This is a genomic window from Microbacterium kribbense (genome assembly GCF_039537285.1).
GTDB lineage: Bacteria > Actinomycetota > Actinomycetes > Actinomycetales > Microbacteriaceae > Microbacterium > Microbacterium kribbense.
The window spans coordinates 83,755-96,212 of sequence record NZ_BAABAF010000006.1; the positions used below are offsets into that span (position 1 = coordinate 83,755).

11 protein-coding genes are annotated in these 12,458 nt (G+C 70.9%); 5 read left to right on the forward strand and 6 right to left on the reverse strand.

The genetic code is table 11. The annotated features are described in order from the left end of the window. Positions 1-70: 70 nt before the first annotated feature. From ABD705_RS08650 to corA, 3 genes are all read left to right on the forward strand, one after another. A complete protein-coding gene (locus tag ABD705_RS08650) occupies positions 71-3,601 on the forward strand; it encodes a TM0106 family RecB-like putative nuclease (RefSeq protein WP_344782594.1) in 3,531 nt (1,176 codons plus the stop codon). A 52-nt stretch (positions 3,602-3,653) separates the two neighbouring features. After that, positions 3,654-3,956 (forward strand): DUF3467 domain-containing protein, encoded by a 303-nt coding sequence (locus tag ABD705_RS08655; RefSeq protein ID WP_344782596.1) that lies wholly within the window; start codon positions 3,654-3,656, stop codon positions 3,954-3,956. A 210-nt stretch (positions 3,957-4,166) separates the two neighbouring features. Next, positions 4,167-5,165 (forward strand): magnesium/cobalt transporter CorA, encoded by a 999-nt coding sequence (gene corA / locus ABD705_RS08660; RefSeq protein WP_344782598.1) that lies wholly within the window; start codon positions 4,167-4,169, stop codon positions 5,163-5,165. A gap of 11 nt (positions 5,166-5,176) precedes the next feature. On the opposite strand, the gene upp is transcribed toward corA, so the two are convergent. Further along, positions 5,177-5,809, reverse strand: a complete 633-nt coding sequence (gene upp / locus ABD705_RS08665) for a uracil phosphoribosyltransferase (protein ID WP_344782600.1) — start codon at positions 5,807-5,809, stop codon at positions 5,177-5,179. A gap of 61 nt (positions 5,810-5,870) precedes the next feature. Here upp and ABD705_RS08670 point away from each other — a divergent pair, with 61 nt between their 5' ends. After that, positions 5,871-6,302 (forward strand): nucleoside deaminase, encoded by a 432-nt coding sequence (locus ABD705_RS08670; protein WP_344782884.1) that lies wholly within the window; start codon positions 5,871-5,873, stop codon positions 6,300-6,302. Between the two features lie 53 nt (positions 6,303-6,355). Here the strand turns inward: ABD705_RS08670 and ABD705_RS08675 are convergent, their stop codons facing one another. The 3 genes from ABD705_RS08675 to ABD705_RS08685 form a co-directional block, all read right to left on the reverse strand. Then, positions 6,356-7,279 carry an LLM class F420-dependent oxidoreductase gene (locus ABD705_RS08675; protein WP_344782602.1) on the reverse strand — a complete coding sequence of 308 codons (924 nt, stop codon included), beginning with the start codon at positions 7,277-7,279 and terminating at the stop codon, positions 6,356-6,358. After that, positions 7,279-8,244 (reverse strand): cation diffusion facilitator family transporter, encoded by a 966-nt coding sequence (locus ABD705_RS08680; protein WP_344782604.1) that lies wholly within the window; start codon positions 8,242-8,244, stop codon positions 7,279-7,281. The genes ABD705_RS08675 and ABD705_RS08680 overlap by 1 nt, the downstream gene beginning before the upstream one ends. Before the next feature lie 75 nt (positions 8,245-8,319). Next, positions 8,320-9,432 carry an alpha/beta fold hydrolase gene (locus ABD705_RS08685; protein WP_344782606.1) on the reverse strand — a complete coding sequence of 371 codons (1,113 nt, stop codon included), beginning with the start codon at positions 9,430-9,432 and terminating at the stop codon, positions 8,320-8,322. 78 nt (positions 9,433-9,510) lie between these two features. On the opposite strand from ABD705_RS08685, the gene proC reads away from it, so the two are divergent. Next, positions 9,511-10,344, forward strand: coding sequence for a pyrroline-5-carboxylate reductase (gene proC / locus ABD705_RS08690; RefSeq protein ID WP_344782608.1), 834 nt, complete (start codon positions 9,511-9,513; stop codon positions 10,342-10,344). A 4-nt stretch (positions 10,345-10,348) separates the two neighbouring features. Here proC and ABD705_RS08695 read toward each other — a convergent pair whose 3' ends face one another. Together ABD705_RS08695 and ABD705_RS08700 are read right to left on the reverse strand one after the other, a co-directional pair. Then, a complete protein-coding gene (locus ABD705_RS08695) occupies positions 10,349-11,020 on the reverse strand; it encodes a potassium channel family protein (RefSeq protein WP_344782610.1) in 672 nt (223 codons plus the stop codon). Further along, on the reverse strand, positions 11,013-12,419 hold the full coding sequence (locus tag ABD705_RS08700; protein WP_344782886.1) for a TrkH family potassium uptake protein: 1,407 nt from the start codon (positions 12,417-12,419) through the stop codon (positions 11,013-11,015). The genes ABD705_RS08695 and ABD705_RS08700 overlap by 8 nt, the downstream gene beginning before the upstream one ends. Between the last annotated feature and the right edge of the window lie 39 nt (positions 12,420-12,458).

A 12,458-nucleotide genomic window follows, 5' to 3' on the forward strand; every position in this document is an offset into this window, starting at 1 on the left:
GGCGCTGCGTGCCACCCCGCCGCCGGCGAGGTCGGAGCCCGCCAGTAGGGTCGAGACCGAGAGGGGTGGCATGCGATACATCGAAGACGAAGGCCGGCTCGTCTGGAGCGCGAGCGATCTGAAGACCGCCGCCGAGTGCGAGTTCGCCTGGCTGCGCAAGATCGACGCGCGGCTGCAGCGCGTGCCCGAGGTCCCCGACCCCGAGGACGAGACGCTTGCTCGTGCCGCGCGGCTGGGCGACGCGCACGAGCTGCGCGTGCTGGAGCGCTACCGGCGGCAATACCCCGATGCGGTGGCGCAGATCGCCTACGCGCCGGCATCCGACGCGGCCGGCTTCGCGGGTGCCGTCGCACAGACCCTGGCGGCGCTGGCCGATCCGGCCGTCCGCGTCGTCTACCAGGCCACCTTCGAGACCGCCGAGTTCGTCGGCTATGCCGATTTCCTGGTGCGCGGCGAGGATGGCCGCTGGATCGTGCAGGATGCCAAGCTCGCCCGGCACGCCCGCGTCACCGCACTCATGCAGTTGGCGGCATATGCCGATCAGCTCGACCGGCTGGGCATCGCGCGGGCCGACCGCGTCGAACTGCTGCTGGGCGACGGCACCACGAGCGTGCATCGCGTCGACGACATCGCACCGGTGTTCCGGCTGCGCCGCGACCGGCTGCGGGCGCTGGTGGCCGACCGGCGACTCGACCTGGGCGCCGCGGGAGATGCGATCGCGTGGGGCGATCAGCGCGGCGAGCTGGCCGTGGTGGCATGCGGCCGGTGCGCGACCTGCGACCTGGAGGTGGTGGCCTCCCGCGACCTGCTGCTGGTGGCCGGCATGCGGCCCACCCAGCGCGAGCGGCTGCGGGATGCCGGCATCCGCACGATCGACGACCTGGCCGCGGCATCCACCCCGCCCGCGAAGATGAGCACCGAGACGTTCGGGCTGCTGCGCACCCAGGCCGCTCTGCAGCTGGCCAGCCCCGCCGGCGTGCCCGCGCCCGAAGGCACCGACGTCACCGGCCCCGCGGTGCCGACCTACCAGGTGGTGTTCCCGAAGGCGCTCGGCTCGCTGCCGCTGCCGGACGCCGGCGACATCTTCTTCGACTTCGAGGGCGACCCGCTCTACACCGAGGGGCCGGCCCGGCAATGGGGCATCGACTACCTGTTCGGCTGGGTCGACGTGCGCGAGCAGTACTCCGCCCTGTGGGCGCACAGCTTCGCGCAGGAGCGCGTCGCGCTCGAGCAGTTCCTCGACGTCGTCGCGCTGCTGCGGTCACAGCACCCGGGCATGCACATCTACCACTACGCACCGTATGAGACGGCGCATCTGCAGGCGATGGCCGCCCGGTACGGGGTGCGCGAGGCCGACGTCGACACGCTGCTGCGCGACGGCGTGTTCGTCGACCTCTACCCCGTGGTGCGGCGGGCCGTGAAGGTGGGGTCGCGTTCCTACTCGATCAAGAAGCTCGAGCCGCTGTACATGGGCGCCGAGGTGCGCACCAGCGACGTGCAGCGCGGCGACGACTCGATCGTCAAATATGTGCAGGCACGTGCGCTGCAGGACGCGGGCGAAGATGCCGCGGCCCGGTCGGTGCTGGACGATCTGGCCGACTACAACCGCTATGACTGCGTGTCGACCCGGCGGCTGCGCAATTGGCTGGTCGAGCGGGCGCGCGAGTCGGGCCTGGTGCCCTCGCGCGAGGTGGAGGCGCCGGAGGGCGCCTACCAGCCGTCGCCGCGCGCCGAGACGCTGCGCCGACTCGCCGATGCCGCCGAGGTCGCGGGCTCCGCAGCCGCCGGCCCCGCCGAGCCGGACCCGGACGTCGAGGCGCTGCGTCTGGCGGCGGCGGCCATCGACTACTACCCGCGCGAGGCGAAGACGTACTGGGCCGCGCACTTCCTGCGCCTGGGCGAGCCGCTGTCGCAGTGGGCCGACACCCGTGATGTCGTGGCGGTCGACGCCGCGCACAGCGAGGTGCTCGAGGACTGGCATCCCGGCCCCCGCTCGATCCGCCGCACGCTGCGACTGCGCGGCGAGCTCGCACCGGGCACCCGGCTGACCGAGGGAACGCGGCCCTTCGCGCTGTATGAGACGCCCGCACCGTTCCCCACTCGGGCGATGCCGCGCTGGGTGCACGCCCCGCATCCGATCGAGATCCTCGAGGTGCTCGACGACGGCGCGGTCGTGGCCGAGAACAGCGTGGACGGGGTGACCTGGGCGGCGCTGCCGACGGCGCTGACGCCCGAGGCGCCGCCGCGCGCCGGCAGCCAGCAGGGCGCGATCGACGAGTGGGCCGATGCACTGGTGCAGGCGTCGCCCGGGTTTCCCGCCGACCCCGCCACCGACATCCTGCGCCGCCGTCCGCCGCGCACGCGTTCCGGCGGGCTGAGCGACCCGGAGCGGGCCGGCGACGACCACATCGGCGCGATCGTCGCCACGCTGGGCGACCTCGACCGCAGCTACCTGGCGGTGCAGGGCCCGCCCGGCACCGGGAAGACCTATGTCGGCTCGCACGTGATCGAGACCCTCGTGCGCGAGCACCACTGGAAGATCGGCGTCGTCGCGCAGTCGCACGCCGTGGTCGAGCACATGCTCGACCAGGTGGTGGATGCCGGTGTGCCCGCAGAACTGGTCGGCAAGGCGCGCAAGACCGGCGCCACCGGCGAGGTGACGTTCACGACGTTCGCCAAGAACGCGTTGGGGCGGTTCACCGAGGCCCACGCCGAGAGCGGCTTCGTGGTCGGCGGCACGGCATGGGACTTCAGCCACCCGCAGCGTGTGCCGCGCCGGTCGCTGGATCTGCTGGTGATCGACGAGGCCGGCCAGTTCTCGCTGGCCTCGACGATAGCGGTGGCGGCGGCGACCTCGCGGCTGCTGCTGCTGGGCGATCCGCAGCAGCTGCCGCAGGTGAGCCAGGGCACCCACCCCGAGCCGGTCGACGAGTCGGCACTGGGCTGGGTGATGGCCGGCGCGGCCGTGCTGCCGCCCGCGTTCGGGCGGTTCCTGGACCGCTCCTGGCGGATGCACCCGGCCGTGGCGGCGCCGGTCTCGCAGCTGTCCTACGACGGAAAGCTCGCCTCGCGCACCAGCGCGGCGCTGCGCGCGATCGACGGCGTCGAGCCGGGCGTGCACGCCGTGGCGGTGCGCCACCACGGCAATGCGACCGAGTCGGTCGAAGAGGCCGCCGAGGTCGTGCGGCTGGCGCTCGGCCTGATCGGCCGGGCATGGACCGACGTGCAGGCGGACCTGCCGCTGCCGCCGCGGCCGCTGACGCAGGACGACATCATCGTCGTCACGCCCTACAACGCCCAGCAGGTCGTCGTCGAACGCGCCCTGTCCGATGCCGGGCTGGGCGGCGTGCGGGTGGGCACCGTCGACCGGTTCCAGGGCCAGGAGGCGGCGGTCTCGATCGTGTCGCTGGCCGCCTCCAGCGGCCGGGACGCCCCACGCGGGCTCGAGTTCCTGCTGCTGCAGAATCGGCTCAACGTCGCCCTGAGCCGCGCCAAGCACACCGCCTACCTGCTCTACTGTCCGGGACTGCTCGACGACCTGCCCCGCACGCCGGACGGCGTGACCCGGCTGAGCGCGTTCGCCCGCCTGGTGCAGCCGTGATGCGGCTGCACCAGCGCCCGTAGACTCGACAGAAGCGATCCGGAGGATGCCGATGAACGAAGACCTGCCGCAGCAGTTCGAGATCGACCTGCCGCCGGAGATCATTCCCGGCCAGTACGCGGACTTCGCCAACGTGTGGCACACCCCGACCGTGTTCGTGATGGACTTCGTGACCCTCGCCCAGCCGCCCCGCGAAGACACCAACGCCGAGACCGGGCAGCGGGTGGCGGTCGTACCGGCGCGGGTGGTCAGCCGCATCCGGATCCCACCCGAGCAGGTGTTCGAGCTGGCCAAGGCGCTCACCCAGCAGCTCGAGTTCTGGGAGCAGGAGACCGGCCGTCAGGCCAACGGCTGACCGGGTAGACTGACCCTTCGGGCCGGAACCTGCGGCCCGATCAGTTCTGCGGAAGGCGGTGGTGGCGATGGCCGGTCATAGTCGCTGCGCCGTCGACCGTGCGCCGGGTGGTGCGCTGACTCGCTGAGTCGGCCGCATCCGAGCGTGGTCGTGGCGCTTCTGCCCCCACGTTCTTCACGCGCCATCGGCGCGCTGACATCGGAGCCGCGCATGCTCATCGACAACGGAATCTACGTCGCCGGACTGCGGGTGGACACACCCACGAGCCTGGAGGAGACCTACGACCAGCTCGCCGACCACGGCGGCCTGGCCTGGATCGGGCTGTATCGCCCGACGGCGACCGAACTGGCGTCGCTGGCCCGCGAGTTCGCCCTGCACCCGCTGGCGGTGGAGGATGCCGTCCGCGGCCACCAGCGCTCGAAGATCGAGCGGTACGGCGAGACGCTGTTCATCGTGCTGCGTCCGGCTCGGTACGTCGACGAGCGCGAAGAGGTCGAGTTCGGCGAGCTGCACATCTTCGTCGGGCCCGACTTCGTCATCACGATCCGACACGCCGAATCGCCCGACCTCGGCCGGGTGCGCCGCCGGATGGAGTCGCACGGCTCGCTGCTCGAACGCGGACCCGAGGCCATCCTGTACGCGATCCTGGACCGCGTCGTCGACGAGTACCAGCCGATCGTGCAGGGCCTGGAGAACGACATCGACGAGATCGAGCAGCAGCTGTTCGGCGACCGCGACGACGACGCCCTTTCGCGCCGCATCTACGACCTCTCCCGCGAGGTGGGCGACTTCCAGCGGGCGGTCAAGCCGCTGGCCAGCATGTTGGAGTGGCTGCGCCGCGGGTACGACAAGTACGAGGTGGATGTCGAAGTGCAGCGCTCGCTGCGCGACGTGCTCGATCACGTCATCCGGATCGATGAGCGGGTCAGCGAGTTCCGCTCGCTGCTGGACAAGGCGCTGACGGTGCACTCCGCCCTGGTGGCGCGCCGGCAGACCGAGGCCGCGCTGGCGCAGAACGACGAGATCAAGAAGATCTCGTCGTGGGCGGCGATCATCTTCGCGCCGACGCTGGTGGGCACCGTGTACGGCATGAACTTCACGAACATGCCCGAGCTGGACTGGCGCTGGGGCTACCCGTTCGCGATCGCGCTGATGCTCGGCTTCGCCGGCACGCTGTACCTGATCTTCAAGAAGCGGCGCTGGCTGTAGCGCCGTTTCGGTCAGACCGTGCCGTAGAGCCGGTCGCCCGCGTCGCCCAGGCCGGGCACGATGTACCCGTGCTCGTTCAGGCGCTCGTCGCGGGCGCCCAGCACGAGCGTGACGTCGCGGTCGCCGACCTGCTCGTCGATCTTGGCGATGCCCTCGGGCGTGCCGAGCAGGCAGATCGCGGTGATGTCCTGCGCACCGCGGTCGAACAGGAAGTCGATCGCCGCCCCCAGGGATCCGCCGGTGGCCAGCATCGGGTCGAGCACGAAGCACTGCCGGTCGCTGAGGTCGGTGGGCAGCCGCTCGGCGTAGGTCGTGGGCTGCAGCGTCTGTTCATCGCGCACCATGCCCAGAAAGCCGACTTCGGCCGTCGGCAGCAGCGTGACCATGCCCTCCAGCATCCCGAGCCCGGCGCGCAGGATCGGCACCACGAGCGGTCGGGGTTCGCTGATGCGCACCCCGGTGGCACTCGTCACCGGAGTGGTGATCTGCACGGGGGAGACCCGCACGTTGCGCGTGGCTTCGTAGGCCAGCAGCGTGACGAGCTCCTGCGTGAGCTGGCGGAACACCGGTGAGGGCGTGCGCTGGTCGCGCAGAACGGTCAGCTTGTGGGTGATCAGGGGGTGGTCGGCGATGTGCACGCGCATCTCTTCAGAGTAGGGCACGGGCCCGTACTCTGAAGGCGTGACCTCGTCGTTCGAGCCGGCCATGGACCGCGCGCTGACCCTGGCCGGGCAGGCGCAGCGCGCCGGCGACGTGCCGGTGGGCGCGGTGGTGCTGGATGCCGCCGGCCGGCAGGTCGCCGAGGGCCGTAACGAGCGCACCGAGACCGGCGACCCGACCGCGCACGCCGAGATCGTCGCGCTGCGCAAGGCTGCGGCCGCCATCGGCTCGTGGAATCTGACCGGGCACACCCTCGTGGTCACGCTCGAGCCGTGCGTGATGTGCGCGGGAGCGGTGCTGCAGGCGCGCGTCTCGCGGGTGGTCTTCGGTGCGTGGGACGAGAAGGCGGGGGCGGCCGGGTCGGTCTATGACGTGCTGCGCGACCGGCGGCTGCCGTACCGCTGCGAGGTCGTCGCCGGTGTGCGCGAGGATGCTGCGGCCGAGCTGCTGCGCGAGTTCTTCGACGAACGGCGCTAGGTCCCAACAGTCGCCGCGCTCCTCGCTCAACGAGCCTTCCTGGGCGATCCGGGCTACAGCGCCCGCAGCTGCGGCAGCAGGCCGCCCAGGAGTGCGAGGTGGTCGAGATCGCGCAGATCCATCAGCTGGAAGTAGACCCGCTGCGCGCCCAGGTCCCGCAGGCCCGCCACCCGCGCCACGATCTCGTCGGGCAGGCCCGCGATGACGTCGTCGGCGCGCACGGCTCCCGGGTCACGGCCGATCGCGGCCGCGCGGCGCGAGAGCTCGGCCTCATCGCTGCCGATGAGCGTCGGCAGCGCCACCGACAGCTTCAGCGTCGCGGTGTCGCGCCCGGCGCGCTCGCATGCCGCCCGCACGCCCGCGAACTTCTCGGCGACGACCTCGTCGGGCTGGAAGCCGATGTTGAACTCGCTCGCGAATCGGGCCGCGATCGCCGGGGTGCGGCGCACCCCGCCGCCGCCCACGATGATCGGCACCGGTCTCTGCACCGGCTTGGGCAGTGCCGGAGCCTCGACCAGCGTGTAGTGCTCGCCGGCGAACGAATAGGCGCCGTCGGCGGCCCACAGCCCGGTGATCACCTCGAGCTGTTCGGCCAGCATCCCGAATCTCTGACGCGGGAACGGGATGCCGTAGGCGCGGTGCTCCGCCTCGAACCAGCCGGTGCCGAGGCCGAACTCGACGCGACCGCCGCTCATCGCGTCGACCTGCGCGGCCTGGATGGCCAGCACCGCCGGGTGCCGGTGCGTGGCCGACGAGACGAGTGTGCCCAGGCGGATGCGCGAGGTCTGCAGCGCCAGGCCCGCCAGCGTCGTCCACGCATCGGTCGGTCCGGGCAGCGGTGAACCCGGTCCCATCCGCATGTAGTGGTCGCTGCGGAAGTAGGCGTCGAAGCCGAGCTGCTCGGCCAGCTGGGCGAAGCGGCGCTGATGGTCGTAGCTGAACCCCTGCTGCGGCTCGGTGAAGACGACGAACTCCATCAGTCCGCCGACTTCAGCACGACCGCGTCGGTCGGTGGCGCGGGATCGAGCCCGGGGCGGTATACATCCGGCTCGAGGTAGATCACGCGCGCGATCGGCACCGCTGCGCGGATGCGCTTTTCGACCACATCGATGTCGCCGGCGACCGCCGAGAGCGGCTTGTCGGCCGGGAAGCCCAGCTTGGCCGCCACCAGCAGCTCGTCGGGGCCGAGATAGAGGGTGCGCAGGTGGATGATCTTCTGCACCTCGGGGCCGTCTTCGACGGCGCCGAGGATGCGGTCCAGGTCGGCCGGGTTCGCGCCCTCGCCGACCAGCAGGCTCTTGGTCTCGATGCCCAGGGTGATCGCGACCAGGATCAGCAGCGTGCCGATCAGCAGCGTGCCGATCGCGTCGAACACCGGGTTGTGCGTGAGGAAGGACAGGCCGACGCCGAGCAGGGCGAAGACCAGACCGGTCAGGGCGGCGACATCCTCCAGCAGCACGACCGGCAGCTCGGGGGCCTTCGCGTGCCGGATGAACGCGAGCCACGATTCGCCCTTCTGCTTGTGCGGGCGCGATTCGTGCACGGCGGTGCGCAGCGAGAACGACTCGAGCACGATCGCGATCACCAGCACCAGGATCGGGATCCACACGTTGGTCAGCTCATGCGGGTGGGTGAGCTTGTCCACGCCCTCGTAGATCGAGAACAGGCCGCCGACCGAGAACAGGATGATCGCGACCACGAATGCATACACGTACCGCTCCCGGCCGTAGCCGAAGGGATGCTCGCGGTCGGCGTGGCGGCGCGCCTGGCGCCCGCCGAGCATCAGCAGCAGCTGGTTGCCGCTGTCGGCGACCGAGTGGATCGCCTCGGCCAGCATCGAGGCCGAGCCGGAGAAGAACCACGCCACGAACTTCGCCACGGCGATGCCCAGGTTCGCCAGGAACGCCGCGAGGATGGCCTTGCCGCCGCCGGTTGCACTCATGCGCTCGAGTCTACGGAACCGTGCATCCGCCGACAGCGCGACGGGCGGTGGGTCGCACAGGGAGGCCGCAGCGGGTCAGTCCTCGGACTTCAGGATGATCGACTCGGTCGGCGGCGACGGATTGTGCTGCGGGCCGATGTAGCCGATCGCCTGCAGCAGCGCCCGGCGGAACACGCCGGGGCGGTCCAGATGCGGCGCGTGGCCGGCCCCGTCGACCTCGAGCTCGGTGACCTGGCCGCCGGCGGCCTGGTAGGCCGCGAGCACGTCGCGGGTCTGGCTGACCATCGGCTGCGCGGCGGCGACATCCTCACCCGGCCAGCCGGGGATGACACCGGCCTTGCCGAGCTGGTTCAGGTCGAAGAACGAGGCATCCGAGACGATCGCGTCGGCGGTGCCGTGCACCCACAGGATCGGCGGCTTGGTGGGCAGATCGACGATGCCCGAGGTGTCGAAGTAGCGCGGCACCATCGTGTTCAGGACGCCGCTGGCGCCGGCGGCGAAACCCGGCCAGTTCTCACTGGCGACGCTGTCGCCCGGATAGTTGCCCTCGGCGGTCGAGGTGCTCAGCATGGATTCGACCCAGACGTCCTCGTGCGCCGTGACGTAGTCCGCCGACACGTACGACGAGCGGAACACGCTGCGCGGCGAGGTCGGCGCCTCGTCCGTGGTGTCGTGCGCGGTCAGCCGGGCCACGAAGTCGGGGTTCGCGCCGCCGCCGCCGCACCCGGCGTCGTCGTCGGTGAGCCGGGAGCCGTCGCGGCGGGTGCCGCCGAAGCCGTACGGCGAGACCGGCGCCTGCAGCGTGAGGCTGAGCACAGGGTGCTCCAGCGCGTACTGCATCACGACGCCGCCGCCCATCGACCAGCCCACCAGGTGCACCGGGCCCAGCTGCAGCGCCTCGATGACGGCGTGCAGATCGTCGGAGAAGTCGCGCACCCCGCGGGTGGCATCCACCGGCAGCGACTCGGTGTCGCCGAAGCCGCGCAGATCCACCGCGATCGCGCGGATGTCGCTGGGCAGATCCTCCATGATCTCCTGCCAGAACAGCGACGAGGACACATTGCCGTGCACGAACACGACGGTGCGGGCGGCAGGGGTGTCCGGGTCTGCCCCGGTGCGCTCCAGGATGTTCACGTGCAGGCGGGATGTGTCGACGATGCGTGCGGCGATTCCGTCGAAGACGGTCATGGGGATCGGCCTCCTCAGCGCTCCTGCTCTCGACTATAACCGCGCCCGTCCGCCCACGGCTGGACCTCGGGTCATAGGATGAGCGGCATGCTCCCCCCCATTGCGATTCTGGGTGCCGGCTCCATGGGCGGCGCCATCGTGCACGGCCTGGCGGGCTCGGGCCTGGCCACCGGACTGACCGTCACCAACCGCACCGTCGGCAAGGCCACGGCGCTGCGGGAGCTCGCCGGTGTGCGCAGCATCGCCCTGAAAGAGCAGCCCAGCGGCAACCGCGATGCCGCGGCCGCAGCCGACGTCGTGCTGGTCGGCGTGAAGCCGGTCATGGTCCCCGATCTGCTGCACGAGATCGCGGACGCGCTGCGGCCGGGCACGACCGTGGTCAGCATCGCGGCGGGTGTGCCGATCGCGACGTTCGAACGGATCCTGCCGGCCGGCACGCCCGTGGTCCGGTCGATGCCGAACACGCCGGCGCTGGTGGGCAAGGCCGTCACGGGGCTCGCCTCGGGTTCGGCGGTCAGCGACGCGCAGGCCGCGGTGGTGCGGGCGCTGTTCGAGACGGTGGGAGTCGTGATCGAGGTGCCCGAGGCGCAGATCGACGCGCTGTCGACGATCTCCGGCTCCGGTCCGGCATATGTGTTCCTGCTCGTCGAAGAGCTCACCAAGGCCGCCGTCGGCAAGGGCTTCGAGGCGGCCGCCGCACGCACGATGGCCGAGCAGACCTTCATCGGCGCGGCCGCATTGCTGGCCGCATCCGGCGAAGACCCCGCCGAGCTGCGCCGCCGGGTGACCAGCCCGAAGGGCACCACCGAGCGCGCTGTAGCGGTGCTGCAGGACGCGCACCTGGACGACGTGTTCGCCCGCGCGACCGACGCGGCCCTGGCCCGCGCGAAGGAGCTCGCCGCCGGCGCGTGAGCGGTCAGCGCTCGAGCGAGGAGAACCGCTCGATGTCGGAGTTGGTGCCCGACACGATGATCAGATCGTGGTTGGTCACGACCGTGTCGGCCTCCGCATAGCGGAACGGCTTGCCGGGGCTCTTCACGCCCACCACCGTGACGTTGAACTTGGTGCGCACGCCGGACTGGTTCAGCCCCGCGCCGCGGATGAACTTGGGCGGGTACATCTTGGCGAGCACGAAGTCGTCGTCGAACCTGATGAAATCCAGCATCCGCCCCGACACCAGGTGCGCGACGCGCTCGCCGGCCTCGCGCTCGGGGTAGATCACGTGGTTGGCGCCCACCCGGGCGAGGATCTTGCCGTGCGACTGCGAGACGGCCTTGGCCCAGATCTGCGGCACCTTCAAGTCGACCAGGTTCGCCGTGATCAGCACCGACGATTCGATAGAGGACCCGGTGGCGACGACCGCGACCTGGAAATCCTGCGCGCCGATCTGCTGCAGCGCCTCGATGTTGCGGGCATCGGCCTGCACCGTGTGGGTGACCCGCTCCGACCACTTCTGCACCAGGGTGAGGTCTTCGTCGATGGCCAGCACGTCCCGGTCCAGCCGGTCCAGTTCGCCGGCGCACGCGGCCCCGAATCGGCCCAGCCCGATCACCAGCACGGGCGCGTCGCTGCGGATCTGCTCAACCAACGATCGGCCTTTCCACCGGCAGCGCATACAGCTGCGAACGGGACGTCGCGGCGATCGCCGCGGCGAGTGTCACTGTACCAACGCGGCCGAACAGCATGGTGCCGGCGAGGACGAACTTCGCCGCATCGGGCAGGTCGCCGGTCAGACCGGTGGACAGGCCGACGGTGGCGAACGCCGAGATGACGTCGAAGAGCACGTCGGCGATCGGCGCCTGCGTGATCTGCGCGATCGTCACCGTCGAGACCGCCACCAGGGTCGCGCCCCAGGCGACCACCGACAGTGCGACGCGCTGCACGTCGCTGGGAATGCGCCGGCCGAACGCCTGCACGCTCGGGCGCCCCTTGGCCTCGGACCACACCGCGAGGGCGAGCACGGCCAGCGTCGTGACCTTGATGCCGCCGGCGGTGGACGCCGAACCGCCGCCGACGAACATCAGCATCGATCCCACGATCAGCGACGACCCGTGCAGCTGCGAGATGTCGACCGTCGAGAAGCCGCCGGACCGGGTCATCCCGGACAGGAAGAAGGACTGGAAGATCGTGTCCCAGGCGTTGCGATCGCCGAACGTCTTCGGGTTGTTGAACTCCAGCACCAGGAACACCAGCGCACCGGCGATGAACAGCAGCATCGTCGTGATGATCGTCAGCTTCACGTGCAGCGGCCACTGCCGGGTGCGCCAGCGGTGCCGCCACAGCGCATAGATGACGGGGAAGCCGAGCGAGCCCAGGAAGACCCCGGCCATCATCACGGTCAGGAAGAAGTAGTCGTGTTGGAACGGCGCCAGCCCGCCCGGGTTGGGCGTGAACCCGGTGTTGGTGAACGACATCGCCGAGTAGAACGGCGCCTCCCACAGGGCGCGCAGCGGCTCCACCCCGCCGATCACCAGGGACGGGTACATCAGCAGCGCGAGCACGGCCTCGATGATCAGGGTCGAGAAGGCGACCGTGGCCAGCAGCGACCCGACTTCGCCCAGGCGCACCGTCTGGCCCTCGTTGATCGGGCCGCCGTGCGCACGCAGTGGGTTGGAGTCGCCGGCCGCGATCAGCTTGGCGCGCAGACCCAGCCGCTTGGAGATGATCAGGCCGAGGATCGAGGCGAACGTCAGCACCCCCATGGCGCCGACGTTCACGCCGACATAGATGATCGCAAGCCCCAGCGGCGACCAGTGCGTGCCCATGTCGACGGTCGACAGTCCGGTCACGCACACCGTCGACACGGCGGTGAACAGCGCGTCGGCGAAGTGCGTCGCCCGCCCCGTCGCACTGGCGGCCGGCAGCGACAGCAGCGCCGTGAACAGGGCGATCAGAACCAGGAACACGGCGACGGCGAAGCGGGCCGGCGAGGCCGTCGTGACCTGGCGCAGCACATCGCGCACGGCGCCGGCGGCCGTGCGCAGCATGCTCCGCAGCGACCGCACTCGGGCGACCTCGTCCGGATG

Excerpts from the sequence above, each read along its gene's own strand:
- ABD705_RS08650 (WP_344782594.1), top strand. The coding sequence starts at position 71 with ATGCGATACATCGAAGACGAAGGCCGGCTCGTCTGGAGCGCGAGCGAT.
- ABD705_RS08655 (WP_344782596.1), top strand. The coding sequence starts at position 3,654 with ATGAACGAAGACCTGCCGCAGCAGTTCGAGATCGACCTGCCGCCGGAG.
- corA (WP_344782598.1), top strand. The coding sequence starts at position 4,167 with ATGCTCATCGACAACGGAATCTACGTCGCCGGACTGCGGGTGGACACA.
- upp (WP_344782600.1), bottom strand. The coding sequence starts at position 5,809 with ATGCGCGTGCACATCGCCGACCACCCCCTGATCACCCACAAGCTGACC.
- ABD705_RS08670 (WP_344782884.1), top strand. The coding sequence starts at position 5,871 with ATGGACCGCGCGCTGACCCTGGCCGGGCAGGCGCAGCGCGCCGGCGAC.
- ABD705_RS08675 (WP_344782602.1), bottom strand. The coding sequence starts at position 7,279 with ATGGAGTTCGTCGTCTTCACCGAGCCGCAGCAGGGGTTCAGCTACGAC.
- ABD705_RS08680 (WP_344782604.1), bottom strand. The coding sequence starts at position 8,244 with ATGAGTGCAACCGGCGGCGGCAAGGCCATCCTCGCGGCGTTCCTGGCG.
- ABD705_RS08685 (WP_344782606.1), bottom strand. The coding sequence starts at position 9,432 with ATGACCGTCTTCGACGGAATCGCCGCACGCATCGTCGACACATCCCGC.
- proC (WP_344782608.1), top strand. The coding sequence starts at position 9,511 with ATGAGCGGCATGCTCCCCCCCATTGCGATTCTGGGTGCCGGCTCCATG.
- ABD705_RS08700 (WP_344782886.1), bottom strand. The coding sequence starts at position 12,419 with ATGCTGCGCACGGCCGCCGGCGCCGTGCGCGATGTGCTGCGCCAGGTC.